Source organism: Thalassolituus sp. UBA2590 (assembly GCF_002339775.1).
Taxonomy (GTDB): Bacteria; Pseudomonadota; Gammaproteobacteria; order Pseudomonadales; family Oceanobacteraceae; genus Thalassolituus.
In genome coordinates this window covers 478-26,059 of record NZ_DDKU01000117.1, presented here as the reverse complement: position 1 = coordinate 26,059, position 25,582 = coordinate 478, and the positions used below count along the sequence as shown (strand labels likewise).

At 51.2% G+C, this 25,582-nt stretch carries 23 protein-coding genes; 17 read left to right on the top strand and 6 right to left on the bottom strand.

The features are described 5' to 3' along the window. The first annotated feature begins 145 nt into the window (after positions 1 to 145). From B2067_RS10420 to B2067_RS10375, 10 genes are all read left to right on the top strand, one after another. A complete protein-coding gene (locus B2067_RS10420; RefSeq protein WP_301388386.1) occupies positions 146 to 490 on the top strand; it encodes a DUF485 domain-containing protein in 345 nt (114 codons plus the stop codon). Between the two features lie 5 nt (positions 491 to 495). Beyond that, the gene (locus B2067_RS10415) at positions 496 to 1,971 is read left to right on the top strand and encodes a solute symporter family protein (protein WP_297533152.1); all 1,476 of its coding nucleotides are present in this window, start codon (positions 496 to 498) and stop codon (positions 1,969 to 1,971) included. Beyond that, positions 1,968 to 3,764 (top strand): DUF294 nucleotidyltransferase-like domain-containing protein, encoded by a 1,797-nt coding sequence (locus B2067_RS10410; protein ID WP_301388385.1) that lies wholly within the window; start codon positions 1,968 to 1,970, stop codon positions 3,762 to 3,764. Before B2067_RS10415 ends, B2067_RS10410 begins: the two co-directional genes overlap by 4 nt. After that, positions 3,761 to 4,378 carry a 3'-5' exonuclease gene (locus B2067_RS10405; RefSeq protein ID WP_301388384.1) on the top strand — a complete coding sequence of 206 codons (618 nt, stop codon included), beginning with the start codon at positions 3,761 to 3,763 and terminating at the stop codon, positions 4,376 to 4,378. Before B2067_RS10410 ends, B2067_RS10405 begins: the two co-directional genes overlap by 4 nt. Before the next feature lie 196 nt (positions 4,379 to 4,574). Further along, on the top strand, positions 4,575 to 5,267 hold the full coding sequence (locus B2067_RS10400) for a methylamine utilization protein (protein WP_301388383.1): 693 nt from the start codon (positions 4,575 to 4,577) through the stop codon (positions 5,265 to 5,267). A 4-nt stretch (positions 5,268 to 5,271) separates the two neighbouring features. Beyond that, entirely contained in the window at positions 5,272 to 7,650 is a 2,379-nt protein-coding gene (locus B2067_RS10395; protein WP_301388382.1) for a bifunctional diguanylate cyclase/phosphodiesterase, read from the top strand. Further along, the gene (locus B2067_RS10390) at positions 7,647 to 8,495 is read left to right on the top strand and encodes a DUF3034 family protein (RefSeq protein ID WP_068435153.1); all 849 of its coding nucleotides are present in this window, start codon (positions 7,647 to 7,649) and stop codon (positions 8,493 to 8,495) included. The genes B2067_RS10395 and B2067_RS10390 overlap by 4 nt, the downstream gene beginning before the upstream one ends. A gap of 9 nt (positions 8,496 to 8,504) precedes the next feature. After that, positions 8,505 to 8,927, top strand: a complete 423-nt coding sequence (locus B2067_RS10385; protein WP_301388380.1) for a group I truncated hemoglobin — start codon at positions 8,505 to 8,507, stop codon at positions 8,925 to 8,927. A gap of 122 nt (positions 8,928 to 9,049) precedes the next feature. Beyond that, complete coding sequence (gene tpx / locus B2067_RS10380; protein WP_076514091.1) at positions 9,050 to 9,544, top strand: thiol peroxidase; 495 nt, start codon at positions 9,050 to 9,052, stop codon at positions 9,542 to 9,544. Between the two features lie 98 nt (positions 9,545 to 9,642). Then, the gene (locus tag B2067_RS10375; protein ID WP_301388379.1) at positions 9,643 to 10,518 is read left to right on the top strand and encodes an alpha/beta hydrolase; all 876 of its coding nucleotides are present in this window, start codon (positions 9,643 to 9,645) and stop codon (positions 10,516 to 10,518) included. A 71-nt stretch (positions 10,519 to 10,589) separates the two neighbouring features. Here B2067_RS10375 and B2067_RS10370 read toward each other — a convergent pair whose 3' ends face one another. After that, a complete protein-coding gene (locus B2067_RS10370) occupies positions 10,590 to 12,368 on the bottom strand; it encodes a sodium:solute symporter family protein (RefSeq protein ID WP_273086789.1) in 1,779 nt (592 codons plus the stop codon). Between the two features lie 12 nt (positions 12,369 to 12,380). Next, entirely contained in the window at positions 12,381 to 12,650 is a 270-nt protein-coding gene (locus B2067_RS10365; RefSeq protein WP_076514094.1) for a DUF4212 domain-containing protein, read from the bottom strand. A 162-nt stretch (positions 12,651 to 12,812) separates the two neighbouring features. On the opposite strand from B2067_RS10365, the gene B2067_RS10360 reads away from it, so the two are divergent. Further along, positions 12,813 to 13,454: a MarC family protein gene (locus B2067_RS10360; protein ID WP_068435166.1), complete on the top strand. Its 642-nt coding sequence runs from the start codon at positions 12,813 to 12,815 to the stop codon at positions 13,452 to 13,454. Here the strand turns inward: B2067_RS10360 and B2067_RS10355 are convergent. After that, complete coding sequence (locus B2067_RS10355) at positions 13,374 to 15,707, bottom strand: efflux RND transporter permease subunit (protein ID WP_301388378.1); 2,334 nt, start codon at positions 15,705 to 15,707, stop codon at positions 13,374 to 13,376. The genes B2067_RS10360 and B2067_RS10355 overlap by 81 nt on opposite strands. Before the next feature lie 143 nt (positions 15,708 to 15,850). Here B2067_RS10355 and B2067_RS10350 point away from each other — a divergent pair, with 143 nt between their 5' ends. Further along, positions 15,851 to 17,176, top strand: a complete 1,326-nt coding sequence (locus tag B2067_RS10350) for a deoxyguanosinetriphosphate triphosphohydrolase (RefSeq protein ID WP_301388394.1) — start codon at positions 15,851 to 15,853, stop codon at positions 17,174 to 17,176. Here the strand turns inward: B2067_RS10350 and B2067_RS10345 are convergent. After that, positions 17,164 to 18,180, bottom strand: a complete 1,017-nt coding sequence (locus tag B2067_RS10345; RefSeq protein ID WP_076514096.1) for an alpha/beta fold hydrolase — start codon at positions 18,178 to 18,180, stop codon at positions 17,164 to 17,166. The genes B2067_RS10350 and B2067_RS10345 overlap by 13 nt on opposite strands. 181 nt (positions 18,181 to 18,361) lie before the next feature. Between B2067_RS10345 and lepB the strand changes: the two genes are divergently transcribed. The 5 genes from lepB to B2067_RS10320 all read left to right on the top strand — a co-directional run bounded on the left by lepB (position 18,362) and on the right by B2067_RS10320 (position 23,200). Beyond that, a complete protein-coding gene (lepB, locus tag B2067_RS10340) occupies positions 18,362 to 19,192 on the top strand; it encodes a signal peptidase I (RefSeq protein ID WP_301388377.1) in 831 nt (276 codons plus the stop codon). Between the two features lie 274 nt (positions 19,193 to 19,466). Beyond that, the gene (locus B2067_RS10335) at positions 19,467 to 19,862 is read left to right on the top strand and encodes a glutaredoxin family protein (RefSeq protein WP_068442029.1); all 396 of its coding nucleotides are present in this window, start codon (positions 19,467 to 19,469) and stop codon (positions 19,860 to 19,862) included. A gap of 143 nt (positions 19,863 to 20,005) precedes the next feature. Continuing rightward, positions 20,006 to 22,057 (top strand): M6 family metalloprotease domain-containing protein, encoded by a 2,052-nt coding sequence (locus B2067_RS10330; protein ID WP_301388376.1) that lies wholly within the window; start codon positions 20,006 to 20,008, stop codon positions 22,055 to 22,057. Between the two features lie 29 nt (positions 22,058 to 22,086). Next, positions 22,087 to 22,683, top strand: coding sequence for a rhombosortase (gene rrtA, locus B2067_RS10325; RefSeq protein WP_068442035.1), 597 nt, complete (start codon positions 22,087 to 22,089; stop codon positions 22,681 to 22,683). Beyond that, positions 22,655 to 23,200: an NUDIX domain-containing protein gene (locus B2067_RS10320; protein WP_076514100.1), complete on the top strand. Its 546-nt coding sequence runs from the start codon at positions 22,655 to 22,657 to the stop codon at positions 23,198 to 23,200. Before rrtA ends, B2067_RS10320 begins: the two co-directional genes overlap by 29 nt. A 58-nt stretch (positions 23,201 to 23,258) precedes the next feature. Here B2067_RS10320 and B2067_RS10315 read toward each other — a convergent pair whose 3' ends face one another. Together B2067_RS10315 and B2067_RS10310 are read right to left on the bottom strand one after the other, a co-directional pair. Continuing rightward, positions 23,259 to 24,404, bottom strand: a complete 1,146-nt coding sequence (locus B2067_RS10315; RefSeq protein ID WP_068442040.1) for an AraC family transcriptional regulator — start codon at positions 24,402 to 24,404, stop codon at positions 23,259 to 23,261. Positions 24,405 to 24,536: 132 nt separating this feature from the next. Next, a complete protein-coding gene (locus B2067_RS10310) occupies positions 24,537 to 25,235 on the bottom strand; it encodes a hypothetical protein (protein WP_301179991.1) in 699 nt (232 codons plus the stop codon). Positions 25,236 to 25,582 lie beyond the last annotated feature (347 nt).

The following is a 25,582-nucleotide window of genomic DNA, read 5'->3' as shown; positions in this document are numbered from 1 at the left end:
TAACACTATTTTCATCAGATGCATCTTCAATTATTGGGCCAGAACGCAGCGATATGATAGAGCTTTTCACTTCTACTATGGTAGGGCAGAGAAAAGCCAGCTCAGGCGGTAAACTGATAGTCCAGTATTTGCCCGGGACCGGCCAATGCCCTCGCATCTCAACTTCAGTCAAAACTCGAACGCCAAAGAGTATCGTGCGAAGCTTCTGATACATCCAGAGTATCAGCGATTGCGGGTCCGTATCCGGCAGTATCGTGCACGTGTCGCCGTCGTGTTGCTTACCTGTTACCTGAGTTTTCTTTTTGTCTTTGTCTCTTTCCCCCAGGTGCTGTTGCAGCCGGTCAGTGCACAGAATCCGACTCCTTGGCTCATTCCTGCAGCCATCATGCTTATCCTGTTTCAGTTCCTGGTGACTGGCGTTTACGTCAAACAAATGAACACTGTATTTGATGATGAGCTCGAACGGATCAGGCAGGACGTCGAGGTTTAATGCTGATGAGTAATACGGCACTGTATTTTGTCCTGACTGCACTTCCTTTAATGATTCTGATGATCTGGAGTGCTAATCGGATTCGCACCGCCGCTGAATTCTACGCCGCAGGTCGCGAGTATGGCGGTCTGAGGAACGGACTCGCTATTACAGGAGATTATCTGTCAGCAGCATCATTACTGGGCATTACTGGTCTGATACTGTTTTCTGGTTACAGCGGACTTCTCTATGCCGTCGGATTTTTTTCTGGTTGGCCGATTATTCTGATTTTGCTTGCAGATAAGCTGAGAACAATAGGGCACTTCACGCTCGCTGATGTGCTTAAAGACAGGTTTTCTGATCGTCGCGTCGTGCTTGTCGCGACATTGGGTTACTTCCCTGTGGTCGTGATTTATCTCTCTGCTCAGTTTATTGCGATGGCGTGGCTACTTAATTACATTTTCGATGTCGGCTATGAGTTGTTAGTGACGGCATTGACCGCGCTGGCTCTGGTGACGGCTTTAACAGGTCGCATGATATTTTCCTCCCGGGCGCAGATGATAAAAGCGGGGTTGGTCATCACTCTGATGTTGGTGATAACGGCACTGGCTTTTGATCGCGCAAGCTCCAGTCTGTCCGAGTTATTCAGCATTGATGTCTGGAAAGCGACCTCAGTGATTAACGGTGGCGCAGTGAGTAAGGACTCACCTTTAGCCTTATTCAGCCTGGGGATTGCGTTAATTCTTGGCCCAGTCGGGCTCCCTCATGTAATGAGTCGCTTCTTTTCTGTTGCTGATGAACGGCGTGCGCGGATGTCGGTGTTTTACGCCACGGGTATGATCGGTATTTTTTATATTCTGATCATCCTTCTGGGTTTTCTTACCATCAACCTTCTTGATCAGACTGAGACTCCGGTGACCAATGCGGGCAGCAACCTGATATTGGTGCACTTAGCGCAAAGTATCGGTGGCGAGTTTCTCACTGCTGTGCTGGTGGCAATACTTGTTGTCGTTCTGTTTTCAGTGATGACCTCGTTAGTCCTTACAGGCAGTTCGGCTTTTTCACACGATTGGTATGCACGAACCCTTAACAACGCAAATAAAGGCTGGAATGAGCGCCATTTGCATCGGCTAGCTTCGACTGTGACCGTTCTCAGTTCAGCTTTCCTGGCATTATTCTGGCAGACTGAAAATGTCGCTTACCTTGTTGGTCTTGCGTTTGCTTTCTCAGCGAGTGTGAATGTGCCACTGCTACTGGGTGCTTTGTACTGTGATCGGTTAACTTCCGCTGGTGCACTTGCCGGTGGTCTCGCCGGTCTGGCTGCCACTGTGATTGCGGTGGTGTGTGGGCCTTTGGTCTGGGGATATTTTTCCGCAGACGGAGAGCCTCTCTTTGCATGGCGTCACCCGGCACTCTTTGCTTTACTCACGGCGGTTGGCGTTATGTGGCTGGTATCCAGGCGCGGCCGCCAGGCTCAGGATGAAAAAGGGAATGGCCTATGAGCTTACAGATTAATCTTGATCAGCCTCCTTTTAGCTTTCTTGCTGAAAAAGAGCTGGCGTGGCTTAAAAGTCGACTGGACCTTGTTTTTTTTCCTGCTGGTGAAGTGATTCTTGATGTGGGGCAGGCGTCACCGGGTATCTATATTCTGTACAAGGGCGTTGTTGAAGAAACCGGGAACGATGGCCAGGTATTCACGCAATACGGCACTGAAGACATGTTTGATGTACGAGCGGTATTGGAAAGTAGCTGCAAGCACAGATTTACGGCCATAGAGGAAACTCTATGTTACCTCTTAAAAGCAAAAGATTTTATTCAGCTTCTGAATAGCTCAGATGACTTCTCTGTCTATTTCAGAACAGATCTGGGCACACAACAATCTCTGGTGGAGCAGCGCGGCGGAGAGGTTTCCGAATTTATTCTGGCGCAGGTTGATAGCGATACTATGCGCACACCTGTTTACGTCACCGGTCAGACGACTCTGGTTCGGACGGCCCGGATGATGCGAGATGAAAAGCACGACGCGTTATTGGTTCGTGACGGTGATCGTCGTGGAATAGTGACCGGTTCTGATCTGCTGCATGCTGTACTTAATGATTCTCTTCCAAAAGACACACGTGTCGCCGATGTCGCCTGCTTTGACCTGGTCACGGTGGAAGAGGGGGAGTACCTCTTCAATGCGTTGCTTAAAATGACGCAGCATCAGATAGAACGCGTTGTTATTACGAGAAATCAGGAAATTGTCGGCGTCCTTGAACTGATGGATATGCTCAGTACATTTTCGACGCACTCTCATATTGTGGCCATGCGGATTGAACAGGCCCGCTCACTGGAGGATTTGATTGTCGCAGCCGGACGTCTGGAGAATCTTATAGCTAACCTGTCAGGTCAGGGTGTAAAAGTCATGGCAATTATGTCACTGATCACGACGCTAAATCGTCGACTTATCCGAAAAGCTTTCGAGTTACTTGTACCTGAAAAACTGAATTCTCAGGTTTGTCTTCTGGTGCTGGGTAGCGAGGGCCGGGGTGAGCAGATCCTTAAAACAGATCAGGACAATGCCATCATCATTCGTGATGATCATGTCAAAGATGCGCTGATGCCATCGCTGCAGAAGCTTCATCTGGTGTTGCTTGATTTCGGTTATCCGCGTTGCCCGGGCGGGGTCATGTTCATTAACGATGCCTGGATTCACACGGCGGGAGACTGGCGGGCACGTGTTGGTAAATGGCTGAATAACTCATCCCCCGAAGCCATGATGAATATGGCCATACTGATGGATGCTGAACCTGTTGCAGGAAACAAAGAACTCTTTGACGAAGTTCGCAGTGCCTGGCATCAGGAATCATTGAGATCCAGTATTGCCTCCTCCTGGTTTGCCCGACCGGCGTTACAGTTTGAAACACCGCTCACCCTGCTGGGGAATATCCGCGAAGATCATGGTGCTATTGATATTAAAAAAGGAGGAATCTTTCCTCTGGTTCACGGCGTCCGCGCTCTGGCATTCGAGCATGGGCTTTATGAAACGAATACATTTGACCGTATTGATCGCCTCTCGGAGCAGGAAGTGCTGAGCCCGGATGTCGCGCAGGGACTTAAAGACTCTCTTGTACTCTTCCTCAGAATCCGACTGCGTCACCAACTTGAGAAAGCGGAAAAGAACCCCGGGCTGACACAGCAGCTGAAAGTGTCTGAGTTACGCAGTGTTGACCGATCGTTATTACGTCATGGGTTGCATCGAGTGAAGAAGTTCAAACAATGGCTGATCAGCCACTACCATCTGGAGAACCTGTGAGGTTACCTCTTTGGCTTCGTCGTCGACTCCCGGGCTATCGTCCTCCTCCGGAACGTTGGGCGCATATGGAGCTGCCTTACACCGGTGACGATGTTGTTGTGGTCGATTGCGAAACCAGCGAATTCGACAAAAAGAAGGGGCAGTTATTAAGCCTCGCTGCGGTGGTGGTCAGTGGCCGCTCAATCGAGCTATCTTCGGCGCTGGACCTGACCGTTCGTTCTGATGCCATTACCCATCCAGACGCTGTCAGGGTTCACTATCTCAGGCAAGAAGACCGCATACATGGTGTTGCGACCGCAGATGCCATACAGCAGTTCCTCGATTTTGTTGGCAACCGTCCGATCTGTGGTTTCTACATTGAATATGACAGAGCGATCCTGAACCGCCACATCCGGGAACTTTACGGATTTGAATTACCCAATCGGTTTATTGAAGTATCTGAGATCTATGTCCGGCAGAAACGTCGCTATATCCCCGAGGTGAACCTTGATCTCACATTTGAAGGCTTGGCGCGAGATCTGAACGTTCCTGTGATTGATCGCCACACAGCGCTTGGCGATGTGGTATCCACCGCGCTTATGTTTATCAAACTGCAGCGAGACTCTGCTTCCTGATGGCTCGAAAAGAGAGCCTCTGATACCCGCTTTACCCTCGCTCGTTCCAATTCAGACTTTGCGGGAAAGGCATTTCTTGACTACGTTTAATATATAGCGATGGGCAAACCAACGACGAGTCGCGAGTGCGCAGTTCATCGCATTGTAAACCGTTAACTGTCAGCGTATTGACTGTAACTTAGGAGCATGGCGTCGTATGAATGACAAACTGGGGGGCTTTTTCGTTCGGGCACTCGTTCTTTCTTTCTGTCTTCTTTTCGCCTTTCGGCTCTCTGCTCAGGAATATCGGATAAAGATCACAGATATGGCGGGGCAGCCGATGGGAAATGCCGTGGTCTCTGTACGCACTGACAGTCCGACTGAAGTAGCACCGACGATCGCTCTGATGGATCAGGTTGAGCGTAAATTTGCTCCCCGTGTGCTCTCGGTCAATCAAAGCGATCTGGTTTCCTTCCCCAACAGCGATAACATCCGCCATCATGTTTATTCGTTTTCTGCTCCGAAGGTATTCGAAATCAAACTGTACGCAGATGTCCCTGAGGCTCCGATCGAATTCGGTGAGCCGGGCATTGTTGTGCTCGGATGCAATATCCATGATGACATGATCGGCTACATCTATGTGACTCCACCCGAATTTGTATCAGCAGTCACCGACAGTCTTGGGGAGTCCGTTATTGAATCTTCGGGGGATATAACAGAGGTGCGAATCTGGCATGAGCGCTTGTCTGCCGTCGAAACCGACCAGATCACGCTGACAGCACAAGGCCTTCAGAATTATCAGAGTGGTGATTCAGACTACTTGATTGCTATTAACCCTGAGCTCCCTCCTGTCGAGACCAAAGCCAGCTCGCACAATCATGGCGGTTTTGGCAATGGAATGAGAAGGTAATCGGGTGCTCGGTTCAAAAGGTGCGCCATTCAGCCTCAGGGCTCAGTTACTAACGTTTACAGCAGCACTGGTTGTCGTATCTTCCTGTACGGTATTGATACTTGTTTTGTTGAGCAGCGGCAGTGCCATTCGTGAAACGGTCAATCAGGAGATGCGCGAAGGTGTAAAGAGCTTCACAACTGCAATTTACGCAAGGCGACAACAACTGATTAATAATGCGACCTTGTTGGTCTCTGACTTTGGTTTCAAGCAGGCTGTCGCTACTAATGACGCAGAGACGATTCTCAGCATGTTGCAGAACCATGGTGAGCGTGTCAGTTCGGATCTTATGGTCATTGTAAATCTGGATGGTCGGGTCGTTGTATCGACCGAACCTGCACTGACCCGTGGGCAGCGCTTTTCGTATGATCGTGCCATAGGGGAAGTTCGCACCGGAAAAACATTTGCAGACTTTCTGGTCGTTGGCGACGCCATTTATCACATGGCAATAGTGCCCGTACGGGCCCCACGTCTGACCGCGATGGCAGGTATCGGTACCAGAGTGCGCCCGGAAGATATCCGTAAATGGATCGCACAATCGACTATTCACCTGACCTTTACCAACGGGCTTCCCGGTCAACAGGCCAATTGGGTCGTGGAAACGTCTTTGCCAGATCTGAGTTCTGTGGTGGAGGCTATCCGGGCTCCAGAGAACCTGACGAGTCTCGTGCGTTTGCCATTCCAGCGTGTACAGAAGTATTCCAGTCGGGAGGTCGATCTTTCCACTGACGATAGTTCCGTCAGAGTATTTATGACAGAGGATCTGTCGTCGTACTTTAGATCCTACGAATTCATCAGAAATCAGATTCTTGCGATCGCAGTTCTCGTACTCATCATTGCCGTGATCGGTAGTTTTGTTATCAGCCAACGACTGACGAAACCTTTAGTAATCCTTACTGGAAAAGCGCGTGAAATAGCTCGTGGTGTATACAGCGACATGTCTGAGATACCCGTGACGAGTTCGGATGTTGGTAGTCTGACCCGTGCCTTCCGGCGCATGAAAGTTGATCTGGCCGAGCGTGAAGAGCGCATTCTTTATCAGGCTTCTCATGATTCTCTGACGGGCTTACTTAATCGTGACGCCATGATTGAAGCGGTTTCTGGCATTGCTGAGCGTGGAGAGAGCTTCATACTCCTTGGTCTTAACCTGGTTGGCTTCAAAACGATTAACGACACCCTGGGCATGAAGATCGGTGACGAATGTCTGGTGACGGTTGCTAAGCGATTGCAGAAAGTGGCTATGGAGGGAGTTGCCTCCCGTCATTCTGCGGATGAGTTTTCAATGCTCTTGCCGATAACCCAGGACCAGGAAACGACAGCCCAGAGAATTCTTGCCTGTCAGCGCGTACTCAACGAGCTGGCAGCGCCCATGCAAATCGACGATATTAGCCTCACAGTGGAGTATCGAGCAGGGTTTATCGTCTACCCTGATCAGGCAGAGTCCCCGTCTCAGCTCCTCCGTCGCGGCAAGGTTGCGCTGGAGCATGCCATTACGACTGCAACGCCTCTGTACTTCTTTCGTGAGGGGCAGGATAAGGTTCACCTTAAAAAGGTCAAAATTCTTAAATACCTCAAAGAGACACTGCAGAACGACGATGACCAGCTGCAGATGTATTACCAGCCGAAATATAACGTACGTACGGGCGAAGTAGAAAAAGCTGAAGCACTCATTCGCTGGTTCCACCCGGACGAAGGCTTTATTCCCCCGGATATGTTTATTGAGCTAGCGGAACAAACAGGCTTGATTGGCCTGGTCACATCCTGGGTAATTGGTCGTGTTCTGGATGATCAGGCCGACATGAAACGGGCCGGAATATCCCTGCAGCTTTCGATCAACATGTCGGCTCAGGATCTGAGTAACGACAACTTACGTGTACTGATAGATCAGAAGTTGATTGAGAATAATCTGGATGCTGCAGATATCTGTCTGGAAGTCACTGAGCGGGACATGATGACGGAGGTCGATAAGTCTCTGGATCTGTTGAACTACTACCGCAGTCGAGGCTTCAGGTTATCCATTGACGATTATGGTGTTGGGTACTCGGCACTGTCTAAACTCGCGATGATGCCCGTGCACGAACTTAAGATTGATAAGTGCTTTATTCTGAGGCTGGCCAGCCGTGCCGATGATCAGATTATTGTGCGTTCTACGATTTCAATGGCACATGAGCTGGGGCTTTCAGTTATTGCGGAAGGCGTTGAGGATAAAGAGTCGCTCGACTTTCTGGCAAAACTCGGGTGCGACTATATTCAGGGATACTTTATTGCCAAGCCCATGTCTCGAGATGCACTGGGGCAATGGTTGCAGGAATTTAACCCAGAGCGTCTGGTGGAGGAAAAATGAAGAGTAAACTAATTCCATTAACAGCGGTAGCCATATCCACTCTGGCAGTCGCTGATGTAAATGCAGGCTCGCGCCTGATAGCAACATCGGGTGTTACTCAGCTTGAAGGTGGTGCGGGTGGTGGTTTGACGCCCTGGGCAGTGATCAGTGGTTACGCAGATGAAGGTGAGTATTCGGTGGGTGCCTTTCATACATCCACCGATGTTCAGGACTTTCGTCTGAAAGTAAACGGTGTTTCGGCCAGTTACGATAATCGATTTGAAGTCAGTGCTGCTTTACAAAGTTTCGAAATTAAGGGCGTAGCAGGAGACCTTAGGCAGGAAATTTACGGAGCCAAATACCGGATTTATGGTGATGCTATTTATACCGCTCTACCGCAGGTTGCAGCAGGTATTCAGTATAAGCGGCTGCTTGACGGAGATATTGCAGACGCGGTAGGAGCCGAAGATAGCGATTCAGGCATTGATTACTACGTGTCTGCGACCAAAGTTCATCTGGCGGCTGTCGCAGGCTATCACTTTTTATGGAATGCCACATTGCGGGCAACGCAGGCTAACCAGATGGGATTGCTGGGATACGGTGGCGATGATGAATCAGGCTACACATTACAGCCTGAAGTATCAGCTCTGGTGCTGTTGACGGATGACCTGGCCCTAGGGGCTGAATACCGGAAAAAGCCGGATAACCTGAGTGCATTTGACGAAGACAGCTTCAGCGATGTTTTCGTCGCCTGGTTCCCTAATAAAAATGTCAATCTGACTCTGGCGTATGCCGACCTCGGTAGTATTGCCGGTAGCGAAGATCAGGATGGCTTCTATTTTTCGATTTCAAGCTGGTTTAAATAAGGACGTATCATGATTAAAAAGTTGATTTATATTGCTGCCTTGTTTTCAGGCCTGACCTGTTTCAATGTCGCTCAGGCGGATGGTTACTATCAGGAGCTCGGTGGAAAAGAAGGCGTTGAGAAGATTGTTGATAATTTTATTAATGAAATATCTTTCGATCAGAACATCGTGAAGTTTTTCGAAGGCACGGATATCACCCGACTTCGAGAAAAGCTCATTGAGCAGTTCTGTCATGAAAGTGGTGGGCCGTGTGAGTATACCGGTGACTCCATGAAAGATGTCCATGCGGGCATGCAGATTACAAAAGCCGAGTTTAATCGTGTGGTCGAGTTACTGCAGGCTGCCATGGATGATGCAGGAGCGCCTCAGACTGCTCAGAACCGACTGATACGCTCGCTCGCACCCATGCGCCCCGATATCATTCATCAATGAGTTTGTTCCCGATGGTGAAAGAACTGTTTTGTCGCCATCGGGATTTTCTTTACTAAGAATGATTGAAAGACCTATCGAGCCATAGCATAGTAATCGTCCATTTCATCGATGTGAGACGACTCATGGCAACTGTTACTTTGCAAGGCAATCCTTTTTCAACGGCTGGTGAGCTGCCACCAGTAGGTTCAAAAGCGCCTGGTTTTACTCTTGCAGCCGCAGATCTCAGTGATCTGACTCTTGATAGCCTGTCGGGGAAGCGGGTTATTCTGAACGTCTTCCCGTCTGTTGATACGCCTACCTGCGCTACTTCTGTGCGTAAGTTTAATGAGAAAGCCGCGTCTCTGGATAACGTTGTTGTTGTCTGTATCTCTGCTGATCTGCCCTTTGCGATGGCGAGATTCTGTGGCGCCGAGGGCATTGATAACGTACTCGTTGGTTCCACTTTCCGCTCCAGTTTTGGCGATAACTACGGCGTAACCTTCGTTGAAGGGCCGCTGACCGGGCTGCTATCACGCTCTGTTGTGGTTGTTGATACGGATGGCTCTGTGCTGCATATCGAACAAGTGGGTGAAACTGCCGACGAGCCGGATTACGACGCCGCTCTGGCCGTTCTTTGATTTACCAATAAGCTGAAAGCTGGCTGCTTACGAGGGCCGGCTTTTTGTATTTCTGATCTGGTTGATGTCGGATCTTTTACTCCTCAGGTTCAGAGTTAATGAAAAAATTGATCTGGCTCCCCATAGCCTCGATCTTAAGTGCATGTAGCCCATTGGGCCTCGTGAACGGAATTTCGAACGTTTACAACGCAGATCTTCGTAAAGACATCGCTTACGGTGAGCATGAACGCCACAAGCTCGATCTGTACCTTCCTGAGAAAAAAGAACGTCGTCCACCGGAAGAGAAGACACCAGTTATTCTCTTTTTTTATGGCGGCAGCTGGAATAGTGGCTCTCGCAGCGACTACCGCTTTGTCGGCCGGCGACTGGCCAGTGAAGGCTATATTGTCGCCGTTGCTGACTACCGTCTCTATCCGGAAGTGCGTTACCCCGAGTTTCTGTACGACAGCGCCGGAGCCGTGCGTAAGTTATCCGAAATTATCCGCTCCGGGGATCTTCAGGAGTACAATCCTGACCCGAGAATGACGTTGGTTGGCCATAGTGCAGGCGCCTACAATGCGGCCATGATGGCACTTGATAAGACCTGGCTTGGTCGTGAGAATCTCGATCGTTCAGACGTCTTAAATGGCTGGGTAGGCATTGCCGGACCATACGATCTGTATCCGATCAAAATCGAAGAGGTGAGGCCTGTATTCTTTCATCCGGATTATCCGCCAGATTCGAACCCAATTGAGTTTGCTTCCGAGGCTGTTGTTCCTGCGCTGCTTCTGGTTCCTGAAAATGATGACCTGGTTGACCCGCAAAGAAACAGCTTTGCCATGGCAGACAAGCTTCAGGAAGCCGGTAAAGATGTCGCTATTCAGCAACTGGAAGGTACGTCCCACGTGACGATTATCGGTACCATGTCACCACTGTTGTTTTTTAAGGTCAGCAGTGCTGAGCCTGTTATCGAATTTGTCGAAACGCTGCGCTAACAGGCGATTGAAGATCCAAAAAAAAGCCCCGGCACTGCCGGGGCTTTTTTTGTTTAGAACCACTGCTTTAATCAGTGATCCTGAGCGTCTCCTGCACCTTTCGGTACGCGGATGTCCTCAACCATCTGGCGGATATCGTCAGGCACAGGTGCCGTCATGTTCGATACCACAAACGCCACGACGAAGTTGAGCAAGGCACCCAGTGCACCGAAGGCTTCTGGTGAAACACCAAGGAACCAGTTGTCCGGAGTATTCGCCAGCAGTTCAGTGCCGGGAATAAACAGGAAGCCTTTGTAGCTGAAGATGTAGAGCAGGGTGCTCAACAGACCCGCCAGCATACCGGCAATGGCCCCTTCTTTATTAACCTTGGTTGAGAAGATACCCATCATCAGCACAGGGAAGATGGATGATGCAGCCAGACCAAAGGCGAGTGCGACGACCTGAGCGGCAAATCCTGGTGGGTTGAGACCCAGATACCCGGCAACAAGAATGGCACCGGCCATCGCGATACGCGCTGATAAGAGCTCGCTCTTCTCACTGATGCCTGTCATAAAGGTACGCTTCAGCAGGTCATGAGAGATCGCTGTTGAGATCGCCAGCAGTAGGCCGGCAGCGGTAGACAGTGCAGCGGCAAGACCACCGGCGGCAACCAGTGCAATCACCCAGTCCGGCAGCTTCGCGATTTCAGGGTTGGCCAGTACCATAATGTCACGGTCGACTTTCACCATCTCGTTGCCTTTCCAGCCGTATTCGGCTTCGGCTTTCGCAGCGAATTCCGCATTGCCATCGTTGTAGTACTGAATACGACCATCACCGTTCTTATCTTCAAACTGCAACAGTCCGGTATTTTCCCAGTTCTTAAACCAATCTGGACGTTCCTCGTAGACAAGGTTGCCTTGCGGATCGCCGACTTCACCATGCTGAATGGTATTGGTCAGATTCAGACGTGCCATCGAGCCAACAGCCGGTGCTGTGGTGTACAGAATAGCGATGAACAGCAGAGCCCAACCAGCAGACGTACGGGCATCGCTCACTTTAGGTACAGTGAAGAAACGAATGATGACGTGTGGCAGACCGGCTGTACCCAGCATCAGCGACAGGGTATACATCATCATATTGAAGGTACCGCCTTTCTGGGCCGTGTATTCCGCAAAACCGAGGTCAACCAGCGTCTGGTCGAGTTTCAGCAGAAGCGGTGTCCCGTCAGCCGTGTCACCGATCAGGCCCAGCTGAGGCAGTGGGTTACCGGTCAGGTTCAGTGAGATAAAGACCGCAGGGACGGTATAAGCGAAAATCAGTACGCAGTACTGCGCAATCTGTGTGTAGGTAACACCCTTCATACCACCGAGTACGGCGTAGAAGAATACGATCGCCATACCTGAGTACAGGCCGGTCGCGTAGTCCACGTCGAGGAAGCGGGAGAAGGCCACACCAATACCTTTCATCTGACCGATTACATAGGTCAGCGACGCTACGATCAGACAGATCACAGCAACGATACGGGCGGTGCTTGAATAAAAGCGGTCACCGATAAAGTCAGGCACTGTGAACTTACCGAACTTACGCAGGTAAGGTGCAAGGCAGAGTGCCAGCAGCACATAACCACCGGTCCAGCCCATCAGGAAGATAGAGGCGTCGTAGCCTTTAAAGGCAATCAGACCCGCCATTGAGATAAATGATGCGGCTGACATCCAGTCCGCGGCCGTTGCCATACCGTTGGCGACCGGGTGAATGCCGCGGCCAGCAGCATAATATTCGCCCGTTGTTCCGGCTCGTGCCCAGATGGCAATACCGATATAGAGCGAGAAGGTAAGGCCGACAACAATATAGGTCAGGGTTTGCAGATCCATAACAGGCTCCTCTTATTCGTCGTCATCAACGCCGAACTCACGATCGAGTTCGCGCATTTTTTTGGCGTAAATAAACACAATGGCCAGGAACACATAAATGGACCCCTGTTGTGCGAACCAGAAGCCAAGGCCTACACCACCGACCGGAATCGCATCCAGAACTGGACGCAACAGAATGCCAAACCCGTATGAAACGACTGCCCAAATAACCAGCAGTACGAACATCAGATTCAGGTTTTTTTGCCAATAGGCCTTTTTATCTTCGTCAGACCGGAAAGCCATAACCCACTCCTCGTTTTTATTGGTACTTCACCAAACTAGCCTTGAGGGATGTCGCAGAACAGCTAGACCTTGGTATTAACGCCCGGATTACGGGCATTCACTGGAGTCGACTTTGGGGGAGTGCTAGAGTCAAAGTTGAACAGGATAAAACAAGGTTGAGTTGTGCTAGAAATCGCTGCAATCACACTGGCCACGCTGTTTGCGACGGTCAGTCCGATTGATATTTCCGCTATTTTTGCGGCGTTAACATCTGAATATTCGGATCAGAAACGTAAGAAAACGGCGATCCGGTCTGTTGTGGTTGCGACTATAGTCTTACTCATTTTCGCCATCCTGGGTGAGGCCTTGTTGTCCGTTCTGGGAATTTCGATGGCCTCATTACGTACTGCCGGTGGCATTATTTTGCTGTTGATTGGTATCGAAATGGTGTTTGCGAGGACTTCGGGGGCCAGCAGTACAACCGAACTTGAGGACGAAGAAACACAGGAGCGTCAGGATGTTTCTGTGTTCCCCATGGCATTGCCTCTGATTGCCGGGCCCGGAAGTATGGGGGCCGTTATGCTGATGATGGCCCACGCCAGCGATATTTATCAGCAAGCCACCGTGGTTGTGTGCATTCTGGCCATTATGATTCTGACGTTGATCTGTCTGTTTGCTGCAACTCCGATTACCCGCTTGCTGGGGGTAACCGGAATGCATGTGATTATGCGGGTAATGGGGGTATTACTGTGCGCTCTGGCCGTTCAGTTTATCTTTGACGGCATCATCGAGAGTGGATTGCTGGCGCCGGTCCACCAGGAGTAGCAGTGGCGGCAACAGCAGAAAGTCGATGATCAGTGCAACGGCAATAGTCAGTGCCAGTAAGAGTCCCATCGCCCGGCTTGGCAGGAAGTGTGAAAACTCCATAACGGTGAAACCACCGACCAGAATTGCTGACGTGATTAGTAAGGCGACGCCGACTGTCTGGAAGGCATAACGAATCGCATCCTCGACATTCCGACCCAGAGTCACGCGCGCGTAGTTGTACTTACTCAGAAAATGCACGGTATCGTCGACGACAATCCCCAAAGAGAGGCAGGCAACCACTGAGGTGGCGGTATCGACGTGTCCCACCAGAATACCCCAGAGCCCATAGGCCATCAGAGCAGGGAAAACATTCGGCACCATGCTGATGACGCCAAGACGGAACGAGCGCAGCGCGGCAACCATCAATAACGAAATCAATACCAATGCCAGTGCCGTTCCTTCCAGCATCGACGATACATTACGGTGTGTCAGGTTGGCGAACACCACATCCAGACCCGTTGTCTCGGTAATATTAAGCAGTGGCGCATGTGTCTTTGCCCACTCGACCGCGCGTGCTTCCAGCTCCCGGATACTCGCTGAGTCAGTGCGCTCAAGCGTCGCGCTGAGTCGAGTCGCACTGCGGTCACTGGTCAGCGTGGTATCGAGTCCCAGCCCCATAGGTAATGAAAGCTCATACAGTAAAAGATACTGAGCGGCTGCCTCAGACGACTCTGGTATGCGATACCAGTCTTCGTTGTCTTCATGCAGATTTTTATTCAGGCGTTTTATCGTGTCGCTGAGAGCGCTTACATGGACAACGCCGGGCTGAGCTTCAAGCCAGCGATCGAATGCATCCAGTTGTGTTAAAAACTCAACGTTATTGATGCCGTCTGCTTGTTTTGAGTCGGCGACGAAGTAGAGCGCGTGCAGGCCCTTCAGGGATTCTTCAATGTGATCGACGGCACGGCGTACCTCAAATGATTCGTCGAAAAACTCATGCCAGCGTTCCGTAATGATGTTCCGGTTGGCCATGGTGGCACTTCCTGCGACGACGGCCAGCATCACAACAAATAGTACCTTGTGATGTTTGATCACGCGGTTGGCAAAGGCATCCATCCACACTCTTTGTCCACGAGCCTTATAGCGGGTGGGAGCCGGTAGTAATTGCAATGCCGCCGGTAAAAAAGTGATGGTCAGCGCCCAGGCGACCATTACACCCACAGCAATCATATTGCCCATGTCGCGGTACGGAGGAGAATCGCTGGTATTCAGGGCCAGTACCCCAATCATGGTGGTGATACTGGTAACAAACACGGGTGAGAAATTGATCGTGAGACTGTTCATCAGTGCGTCACGTTTGTTATCACCTTCCCGCAGGTGATAGTAATAAGACACGAGGATGTGGATGGTATCGGCAACCGCGATGGTCATGACCGCGGTCGGGACGAAACCGGTCGGTGGGGTCATGGTGTAGCCCAGCCAGCCAAACAGTCCCAGGGTAATCAGGACCGACATCCCGATAAGCGCCGTTACCAGCACAACCCCAGAAAACGTCCGCAGCATGACCAACATGATAACCAGCATTACTGAGAAGGAGATCACAAGCAGTGAGGTAATGTCCTGACTGATGGCTTCTCCCATGGTTACGTTTGATGCCGCAGAGCCACTCAATTCAATCTGAAATTCAGGGTAGTCCGGACGGACGTGATCCAGAAACTGCCGGGCCGAATGCACCGCTTCCCATGACGCGAGTGCTGAATCACCATCAGGCAGATACAGGGTCAGATTGATACCGGTGACTTCACCATCCTCACTGATGTTTTTAAGCAGCATATCAGGGTGGCTGATGGCTTTTCGTTGCAGGGCTTGAAGGTCGTCAGGAAGTTCATCCATGAGGTAAAAGTTGTCGATAATCAGCTCGTCACCATCGACCTCGGTATTCTGGAAATTCTGCATCGAATCTACGCGTTGTACATGAGGCAAGGTCCACGCACTTTCTGTCAGGAATTCGACCAGCTCGAGCCCGCGTGGTGAAAACAGCGATACATCCTGTGAGGAAACCAGAAAATACAGATTGTCCTGCCGCGTAAACCTGTCCTCCATGGCTTCAAAGGCCTGAAGCTCCGGATTTTCATCGCTGAAATAAGTGCGGAAGTCGCTGGTAAACGTCAGGTTCGCAACACCCGCTCCGAGGCCTGATAAGGTAGTGGCAACAAGAAGAAGCGTGATCAGTGGGTGTTTCAGAATGGTCTCAAAGTAGCGGACTAACATAATCGCACACTGTTTTTCGAGTAGGGCGATGAGGATAACCAGAAATGAATCTCAATCAAGGGTAATTAGTGTCATGCCAAGGTATACTCGGAGCATACAAAGCAAGGGGCAAAAATGTGGATCAGCAGGAGCAAGTCGCGATGATGAACTGGGAGAAGTTGCTTTCACCAGTCCGGTTTGGTGAGCAACAGGGAAGCCTCGCTCTGGAAAGTGGACGTACGCCATTCCATAAAGATTACGACCGGATAATCTTTTCTTCAGCCTTCCGTCGTCTCGACAGAAAAACTCAGGTGCATCCGCTGAGTGAGAATGATCATGTTCATACGCGACTGACACACAGTCTGGAAGTTGGTTGTGTAGGTCGCTCGTTGGGTATCCGCGTAGGGCAGATGCTGGGTAAGCAGTTGCCGGGGCACGTGGACGCCAGTGACGTTGGTGCTATGGTTCAGGCTGCATGCCTCGCGCACGATATCGGCAACCCGCCTTACGGACATACGGGAGAAGACGCTATCCGGCATTTTTTTGTAGATCCTCGTAACGCGCATTTTCTTGAGGGCCTCAGCCCTGACGAAGTTGCTGATCTCCAGACCTATGAGGGTAATGCTCAGGGTTTCCGCATCGTTACTCAGGTGGAGTATCACAGGTTTGAGGGCGGAATGCGTCTGACTTACGGAACGCTTGGCGCTTTTCTCAAGTACCCCTGGACGGTCGACTATGTTGCGCGTGGCGAAGAAAAGAAATTTGGCTGCTTTAATACGGAATTGCCAGTGCTGAAAGAGGTCGCTTCCACTCTTGGGTTGTTGCCGACTGGCAAGAACGCGTGGTGTCGTCATCCATTGGTGTATCTGCTCGAAGCCGCCGACGACATCTGCTACGGCCTGATTGACCTTGAGGACGGTATTGAGCTTGGTTTGCTGCGTTATGAAGAAGTGGAGAATCTGATTCAGCCGCTGCTGAGTGAGCAGTGGGAGGTAATCCTGGATGACCTCGAGAAAGCGGACAACCCTCGTCGTCGCTTGCAGATGTTGCGTGGTCAGGCGATGGAGGCCATGGTCAATGCTGTGGCCAGTGCCTTTATTCGTCAACAGGATGCTTTGCTCAGTGGCACTCTGCAGGGCAGCATTATTGATTATTGCCCGGACGAGGTCCGCAATCTGGTCGGCGGTGCCAAGCAGATGGCGCGGGAGCGAATCTTTAACGACGGTCGAAAGCTTGCGATCGAAGTCGGCTCTTATGCCACGCTGTCCGTGCTGCTGGAAAACTTTCTGGGTGCTGTGCGTGAGAATGTTCAGACGGGCAAGGCGACATTCCGTAACCGGCGCATCATTGAGCTGATGGGACGGTCAGCCCCAGGCGCCGACTGGACATTGTATGAAGCCTACATGCGGGCACTCGACTACATCTCAGGCATGACCGACAACTACGCCGCCGAAATGGCGCGTCAGTTCAGTGGATATCAGCCGGACTGATCCGGCTTATCCAGTGGCTCGAGCCAATCCATCGGGTCACCGCTGTCTTCGTTGGCTGCTTTCTTCGACGGGATTTCAGCACGCTTTTTCTTCTTCAGCTTCTGCTGCCATTCGCTGTTTGCACGGTTTAAGTGTTTGATCAGCAAACGACTTAGCCTTGGGACCAGAGCCTCGGGAAAGTCGTGTCCCATGCCGGTAATGACACGGAGCTTGGCTTTAGATATCAGCGAAGCCGTCTCTATGCCCATGGTGACCGGAATCAGTGGGTCGTCGGCACCATGAATCACTAGCGTACGTGCCTTGATTTTTTGCAACAGGCGCCGGCGGTCACCGGCGTGAGTGATAGCGACGAGCTGGCGCTTAAAGCCAAGAGGGCTAGACGTCCGCTCCCAGCTCGTTTCTGCAAGGCGCTGTATTTCTGCTTCGGACATGGGGTAACCCGGGCTGCCTATTACCTCGCTCATCCGGGTGATGTAACGGAAGTGCTCATCTCTGTTGCGCTGTACGGGCCGCCGGGCGAGTTTAAGCATTACCTGTAGTTGGTTGACGGGGACTTTTGGCGCTGACGCTGACGACATAATGGACGTCAGACTTCGGACCCGTTTGCGTTTCTTCGCCGCCAGAATCTGCGCAATCATACCACCCATCGAGGCGCCGACGAGATGAGCGCTGGGCAGTCCAAGTTCATCCATCAGGGCTACCACATCGCGGGACATATCCTTGAGGGTATAAGGGACGCGTGGCTTACGGTTCAGACGGCGTCCCAGCCACACCCGGATAAGACTCGGGTTACCGTGCTCGTCGAGGGAGGTCGATGCCCCGGTGTCACGGTTGTCGAAACGTATCACGCGAAAGCCAGCATCGACTAAACGCTGACACAATGAGGTTGGCCATACGTGCATCTGCGCTCCCAGTCCCATAATCAGGATGACGGGCGGCGCATCTTCTGGCCCCATGGATTCATAGGCCAGCTCTATACCATCGCGGGTACGTATTCGGGTCATCGGAACAGTTACCTGGCCTGAGAATGCCTCAGACCTTATTCGGGTGGCTATCAATAACACCGCCAGTTAGAATGCCAGACCTAACAGCGGACAGACGCGCCTGCCAATCTGCATCCTCAGCAGTGTTGCATGGGGCGGCCTCTAGTCTAGCGTAAGCCTGCAGCAGGAATATGACACTTTTATGGAACTTGATTTACCCCTGATTCTCATGGTGGCCACGGGCCTGACGGGTCTTGTCGTATTGGTTGATCGACTCTTTCTTCGTCGTAAACGTCAGGAGCGTGTTGATGCGCTGGAACAAAGCGGTGCATCTCAGGAAAATATCCTCGAAGCAACGAAAGAGCCGTTTCTGATTGACCAGTCACGGCAGTTCTTTCCCGTTTTGGCTTTGGTCTTTGTCCTGCGTTCGTTTGCGTTTGAACCCTTTCAGATACCTTCGGGTTCAATGGAACCTGGCCTACAGGTCGGTGATTTTATTCTGGTCAGCAAGTTCAGTTATGGCCTGCGTGTGCCGGGGAACGGGTCTACTATTATTCCTGTAGATCAACCTCAGCGTGGTGACGTTATGGTGTTTTTTCCGCCGGAAGACTCGCGTTACTTCATCAAGCGTGTGATTGGGTTGCCGGGAGATCACATTGTGTATCGTGATCTGAGATTAACGGTGAATGGCGAACCTGTGCCGACAGAAGTATTAGGCGGCAAACCTGCCTACGCACCGACCATGGTGCTCGGTGAAGAGACCATGGACAACGCGACCCCTGTGGTTAAGTGGCTGCCCGGGCGTGATCGGGAGACAGGGCAGGCTGCACTCTGGGGTGGTCCTGAAGGTGAGTGGACGGTTCCTGATGGCCACTACTTTATGATGGGCGATAATCGCGGCAACAGCGGAGACAGCCGTATGTGGGGCTTCGTACCGGAGAAGAACATTGTGGGTAAGGCGGTGGCTGTCTGGATGCACTGGGAATCCTGGACGAGCCTGCCATCGTTCGACCGTGTCAAAGTGATTGAGTAATGGCGAAAAAGAAACCATGCAAGTTCTGCCAGCGGTCGCGCTGGCTTCTTGTGGTCACTATGTTGGCCATGATGCTCGGTGTGGTTTTAGTTAATCATTCGACCTTCGGCGCATAATTGACCGAAATTGAATAAATATTTTCCTCAAGGGGTAGTAATCCTTACGCCCATGAATAGAATGCCCGCAGTTGGTGAGCAAAGATGCTTACCGGCACAGGGTTGGCCAGCAGAGCCCTGTTTTTTCAGAATCAGACCATAGGTCCCATGACGCAGTTATGAATCTGACGAGACATATCAAAGGCAAAACACTCGGTCTGGTAGACCGATTCCTTCCGGTTAAGCCGATCGAGCGACCTGCAGAAGAACAGACTCTGCTGAATCGCGAATCCCGCAGAATGCACCTTTACTATTCCAGGCAGTGCCCATCGTCGATATCGGTTAAGCGCTATTTAGAGAGAGCCGGGCTGCATCCAGTGACCAAAGAAGTCGAACGCGCTGATGCCTATCGCAATGAATTGGTGAAAGGCGGCGGTGAGAGCCGGGTTCCCTGTCTGAGAATATGTACCCGAAGTGGCGATCGTTGGATATACAGCCCTGAAGCCATTATTAACTACCTCGAAAAACGTCTGGGAAAACTGGGTACATGTCAGTCCCCGAAGGCGCCTCTATAAGTAAATGATCAATTGTTCAGTTAACGCAATCTGTTAAGTGTTGTGGTCTGGTACCGCAATTGTGTGAAACTGTTACACCCGCCTGAAAAAGTGGCCTGACACGTCTAGAGTTAAAGCGAAGACGTTTTTACCGGGCCTTCTCAATGATTCGAATCATTTTCCTCAGTCTGTTCCTCACTGGGTGGCAGCTGGGGCATGCTCAGACTCCGCCTGCTCTGGAGTGGGCGGATCTGCACTTGCTGAACGGCGATAGCCACAGGGTTATGCTGTTAGGCTCTCGTTCCGCGCCTTACATGATGCTTGAGGACGGGCGTTATCTTGTCGAACAGCAGGGTATTTATTATCTTGCGCGTCTGCAGAACAATCGTTACGCCACAAGTACAGGGGAAGAATTCGGCCGGTCAGCATCCTATCAGGAGCCTGAGGAGAAGGAAGCACGCCAGGCGAGCAGTACTGTCAGCGCTCAAGCCAATCCTCCTGTGCGAACGCCATACCGCTACGAGGGAGGTGCCTTCGAACAGCCGCTGGTTGTTATTCGTGTGGCTTTTTCGGATCAGGGTTTTGAATACAGTGATGCTGAGATATCGGCACGAATTTTCGGTTCCAGCGACAGCGTTTCATCGTATTTCTTTGAAGGATCAGGGCAGCAGTTCCGCATAGTGCCTGCGAGTGAGTCAGACGGTACCAGCGGCGATGGCATAGTTCGTATGACACTCAGTAGCGCACACCCTGACTTCGGTTCTTCCTACGGAACACAAAGCCGTAATCTGGTCACGTCGGCGGTCCAGGCATTGGGCGGCAAAATTAATCTCAGCTCGTATGATCGTAACGGTGATTCCTGGCTGGATCCATCGGAGCTGGGTGTCATTGTACTTGCGGCCGGTTTCGAGCAGGCGTACGCGAGTTCGGCTACAACCCATCCTAGAGTCTGGGCCCACAAGTCTTCGGTGCCTGCAGTAAACACCGGCGGTGTCTGGATTTCTGAATACACCATGTTTGGCGAGCAGCACGAGCAACATATGGCGACGATTGGTCTGATGGCTCATGAACTCGGTCACCTGCTGTTTGATCTGCCTGACCTATACGAGAGCATCGGCCTCGGAGAGTCGATCGGTCGCTGGGGATTGATGAGCTTCGGTATCTGGAACTCTGGCGGTGGCAAAGCAGGAGATAAGCCGGCGCACCTGATAGGTTGGTCACGAGAGTTTCTGGGGTTTACTGACAGTGTGTCGGATACGGGGGGGATTTTCCTCAATTCAGCCAGTGACGGTGGTGAAGTGCTGCGTATTGATCTTGATGAGTATCGTCATGGCAAGCGCCTGATGGTCGAGAACCGAACTCGTCAGGGCTTTGACAGTGGCTTGCCTTCACCAGGTTTGATGATTACAGAGATAGATGATTGGCGAGGGTTCGGGTCATTGTCCAGCCTGACTGCGCGACACTCCCAACGTCTGGTGACCGCCGAAACCACGCATACCGGCTCGAATATAGTGACCGACAGTAGCGGCATCATGATAGAAAGCGCCTCTTCTGTAACTCTGGCTGATGGCAGGGTGACTTTGACGGCCGTCGCCTCAGGCGATCGTGCTCAGTTGAACGTGCAGTCCAGTATCAAACCAAAAGGCTTTGCTATTGGCTATGACGAACTTCCGGCGAACGCAACCTGGGGTGCCTATGGTGGTGACGGTTATGCGCTGGTAACTGTGCCTGTGAGTAGTGATGTACTGAGTATTGATGGCATCGACTTTTACGCTCATGGTTCTGGTACCGTTGAATTCGGCCTCTACACCAGCGCTTCGCGGTATTCGGGTGAAGGACGTCTGGTGGAGAAGACGAGCAGTGTCCAGGAGGGCTGGAATCGTCTGCTGTTTGATTCTCCGCCTGAAATTCCGGTCGATACTATTTACCTTCAGATCATTAGTGAGCCTTCGGGTCAACATGCCCCCTTCCTGGTTGATATTCAGGGGACTCCCAGTGGAAAAACCAAAGTCAAAGAAAGGCTGGATTATGCCTTCGCGGACGCTAGCTTTGACCTGAGCGTGAAGCTGCTCGTCAGTAGCAGCGATCAGCCAATTGAGCGCGCCCCTGCGACGGCCAGTTCTTCCTCGTCTTCGTCATCTGGTGGCGGTGGCTCAATGGGCTTGTTGTGTCTGGTACTTAGTATCGGGCTGCTGAGAAGACGACCTGTTCGGTGATACACTGCCTCTTTTTCAGAGGCTTTTTCGTGCGAAACTATCTGGCCTGGTCCGTATGGATAGGTATCGGGCTTATATCCGTTATTGTCTTTGGTGCTGGTGTCTCAGCCACTGAACACCTGCGTTTTGACCGTGTAGCGATTGAAGCGGGAGAGTGGTGGCGACTGCTTTCTGCTCACTTTGTGCATCTTTCTTCCGGTCATCTCTTCCTCAATCTCGCGGCACTCGCCCTCGCTGCTTATGTCACTTCACCCTCGGCATCACTGCGTCTGCAGCTTCTCGCGTGGGGTTGGCTGTGTCTGGTGACTGGTGTCGGCTTATTTATCTTTGCTGACGACCTTTACTACTACGTTGGCCTCTCCGGTGCTCTTCACGGTGCTATGTTGGTCGCGATTGCTCCATCGCCGTATTATTCACCGAAAGTTCGCCTGATTGTCGTTCTGGTTATTGTTGTCAAAGTGATCTGGGAACAGACTGGCTTCTACGATGACATGGCAAACTCAGAGATGGTGGGTGGAAGAACCGAAGCAAGGTCGCATATGTTTGGTGCAATTGCAGGCCTTGTTTGGATTGCAGTATCACAGAGTTGGAAATACTATGAGCGAAGAAAATCCCTGGAAAACTAAGTCCGTTACTACGGCTTACGAAAATCCCTGGATTAAGGTAGAGCATCATGACGTGCTCAATCCTGCAGGCAACCCCGGCATCTATGGGACCGTCAGTTTTAAAAACAGAGCGGTCGGTGTTGTACCCATCGCTGATAACGGGGATACCTGGCTGGTGGGGCAATACCGGTTTCCTCTGCAGGAATATCATTGGGAGATCCCGATGGGCGGCGCTCCTAAGGGAGAGTCCGCCGAGGATTGCGCACTCAGAGAGCTTCGTGAAGAAAGTGGACTCATTGCAGAGTCACTTACGCCAATCGGGCGAGTGCACTTAAGTAACTGCATCACAGATGAAGAAGGTCTGCTGTTTGTCGCACGCGGGCTCACCGAAGGGCCGAGTGACACGGAAGAAACCGAAGTGCTGACGGTGCGACGCCTGCCGTTTGAGGAGGCGTTTCAGATGGCACAGGATGGTCGTATCACGGATGTGCTGTCAGTGCTGGCTCTTACGCGCATCCGTCTGGCTGGAATCGCCTGATCGCGACGAATGATCAGGCGGTACAACTCACTGATAAGGGACCGTCGCCAACCCTTTATCAGTGGACGAGTGCGACTTTCTGGCGGAATCTCTGTCGATATTGAGCCGGTGACATATTCATCTCTTTGATGAATATCCGGTCCAGAGTTCTGCGTCCTGAGAGACCGATATTGAGAGCAATCTGCTCAATTGGATCTTCCGAGTCGGTCAGCATCTTCTTCGCCATTTCCAGGCGAACCTGAGTAACGATCTGTTTCAGCGAGGTATCCTCGCGGTGCAGGTGTCGGTTCAGAGTCCGGGCGCTGATATGAAAGTATCCCGCTACTTCCTGTTGGTTGGCGTTCAGACGAACCTTCTCTTGCAACAGGGCTTTGCGAATGCGGTCAGCCAGGGAGCCGGACCGGGCCAGTTTACGGTATTGCTCTTCGACTTCCCGTTTCATCATATTAAGGATGTGCGGGTTGGTGTTATGTAGCCCCTCATCCAGTGCCCCTGCAGAAAGCAGGATAGCGCACTCTCCGGAGTTGTAATTCAGCTTCGCATTCCATAACTGCGCCTGAGCCTGCTGATATTGGGTTGCAGGATAGGGCAGGTTAATGCCAAGCAAATTCAGTCGATTACCGCACAGTTGACGCATCCAGTTGAGCAGAACACTGAGCATCAGCTCAGAGCGGTGGCGCTGATCAGACATGTACGCAGACTCGCCGACAGGCAGCTTCACCTTGATGGTGCCCTCGCGGGTACGCGTGACATTGATTTCGAGGAGATCGCTCAGCAGGGGAGCAAACTTCTCCATATAGTAGAGTGCTTCGCGCAGAGTATTGCTGCATAGAAACAGATTCTGTAACTGACAACTGCTCTGAGTATTAAACTTATGTGGGGGGTGAACGCACAGTGCTTCATTACCTGACTGACGAATCAGTTTTGCAATGACGTGATCTGCATCCTCTACCGGAATCCGGCAGTCATTATCTTTGAGCTGTTTAACGACGCGCTGTATATCAGCATCCTGCTCGGCCAGCTGATCAATCGACCGGATACCTGAGTTCTCGATCACCGGGCGGATTAACGCTGCTGAGACGTAACCTTTATCCATGTTCATACGCTGGTAACTATTATTGGGATTGTTGTTATTCAACGTCTGCTTAGCCGGACTTTCCTGGTCCCACAGCAGACAACCATTGCATGGTATACCGGGTGACAAAATTTGTCACCTGTTACCTCGAGTAGCACTTTATTGGCTTAGAGGTATAAACCGGCCCATATGACACCAAAAGAAACCCTTAGTTCCCTAAGGGTAATCGAATATCATAGACAAGTTACGCCAATCTATTGGTCAGAATTCGTACTGAAGGCCGAGGCTGTATAAAAAGAAGCTGGTGGGCTCAATATAAAAACTGTCGAGCGAGGTGGACTCAATCTCCGCGCGAACATTCAGACCTGCCCAGGGATTCCACAGAAGACCGGCACCAGTAATCAGTTCGACACCGGATGTCTCGTTTTTACCTGCGTCTTCCTTAACGCCATAAGTACCGTCGCCGTAGTAAGTAATACGGGTTTTCTCTACGTCGGCAATCCAGGCACTGGCTCCGCCCTTAATAAAGAAGTCGAGAGTTTCGGTGTACTCGAAGTTATAGCGCAGATTCACCAGGATACTACGTGCCTGATAACTTTCGGGGCCAGTGTAGATGGTTTCGCCTGGCACGCCGTTATCGTTACTGTTGCGATCTACATCGCCCTGACTTGCACCACTCAGAAGAGGCGCAATGGTTGGGTCGTCTTCAAACAGAATGGGTGACGGATCTTTGTAGGACATTTCACCAAAGTCCATCAGGCCGAATTCCAGAGACAGATTTTCAGTAATGTTGGGGCCGAAAACGATTTTGGCTGCGAAATCTGTTTCGTCGATGTCACTGGTCTGGATGTAAGACCCTGTCATCCCCAGAAATCCCCCATAGCTTTCTGATTCAGCAGCACTGGCTGTAACACCAGATATTGCCAGAGTGAGCGCTGTCAGTGTGGCAGAGATACGCATGATGTATATCCATTCTTGTTATTGTTGGGCCATCTTTCCACGGAAACTGATTCAGGTTTCAGTAGTCGGCAGTACACCGCATAATAACAATGATGTGATTAACTTACAGTCCCCAGAGCGCATTATTTAACCTGTTTTGAAGATTGCCTTCCGAAGTTGATATTTAATAATGAGAAAGTGCATCTGGATGGTTTTCATTCTCGTTTTTTTGCGATAGGTTGTTATCAATTGTTTTTTTATAACTGATTGAAATATGACAGTTCGAGACACTGGCGCAGGGGCAGCGCCGGAAATAAGAGTTGAAAATGATATTGTGGTGCACGATCTTGCGGGTCACCATATCTATT

Coding starts and splice junctions, on each gene's coding strand:
- B2067_RS10335 (WP_068442029.1), top strand. CDS start 19,467: ATGAATCTGACGAGACATATCAAAGGCAAAACACTCGGTCTGGTAGAC.
- B2067_RS10365 (WP_076514094.1), bottom strand. CDS start 12,650: ATGGCTTTCCGGTCTGACGAAGATAAAAAGGCCTATTGGCAAAAAAAC.
- B2067_RS10370 (WP_273086789.1), bottom strand. CDS start 12,368: ATGGATCTGCAAACCCTGACCTATATTGTTGTCGGCCTTACCTTCTCG.
- B2067_RS10310 (WP_301179991.1), bottom strand. CDS start 25,235: ATGCGTATCTCTGCCACACTGACAGCGCTCACTCTGGCAATATCTGGT.
- B2067_RS10350 (WP_301388394.1), top strand. CDS start 15,851: ATGAACTGGGAGAAGTTGCTTTCACCAGTCCGGTTTGGTGAGCAACAG.
- B2067_RS10375 (WP_301388379.1), top strand. CDS start 9,643: ATGAAAAAATTGATCTGGCTCCCCATAGCCTCGATCTTAAGTGCATGT.
- B2067_RS10355 (WP_301388378.1), bottom strand. CDS start 15,707: ATGTTAGTCCGCTACTTTGAGACCATTCTGAAACACCCACTGATCACG.
- B2067_RS10345 (WP_076514096.1), bottom strand. CDS start 18,180: ATGACCCGAATACGTACCCGCGATGGTATAGAGCTGGCCTATGAATCC.
- lepB (WP_301388377.1), top strand. CDS start 18,362: ATGGAACTTGATTTACCCCTGATTCTCATGGTGGCCACGGGCCTGACG.
- B2067_RS10330 (WP_301388376.1), top strand. CDS start 20,006: ATGATTCGAATCATTTTCCTCAGTCTGTTCCTCACTGGGTGGCAGCTG.
- B2067_RS10400 (WP_301388383.1), top strand. CDS start 4,575: ATGAATGACAAACTGGGGGGCTTTTTCGTTCGGGCACTCGTTCTTTCT.
- B2067_RS10390 (WP_068435153.1), top strand. CDS start 7,647: ATGAAGAGTAAACTAATTCCATTAACAGCGGTAGCCATATCCACTCTG.
- tpx (WP_076514091.1), top strand. CDS start 9,050: ATGGCAACTGTTACTTTGCAAGGCAATCCTTTTTCAACGGCTGGTGAG.
- B2067_RS10320 (WP_076514100.1), top strand. CDS start 22,655: ATGAGCGAAGAAAATCCCTGGAAAACTAAGTCCGTTACTACGGCTTAC.
- B2067_RS10410 (WP_301388385.1), top strand. CDS start 1,968: ATGAGCTTACAGATTAATCTTGATCAGCCTCCTTTTAGCTTTCTTGCT.
- B2067_RS10415 (WP_297533152.1), top strand. CDS start 496: ATGAGTAATACGGCACTGTATTTTGTCCTGACTGCACTTCCTTTAATG.
- B2067_RS10420 (WP_301388386.1), top strand. CDS start 146: ATGCCCTCGCATCTCAACTTCAGTCAAAACTCGAACGCCAAAGAGTAT.
- B2067_RS10385 (WP_301388380.1), top strand. CDS start 8,505: ATGATTAAAAAGTTGATTTATATTGCTGCCTTGTTTTCAGGCCTGACC.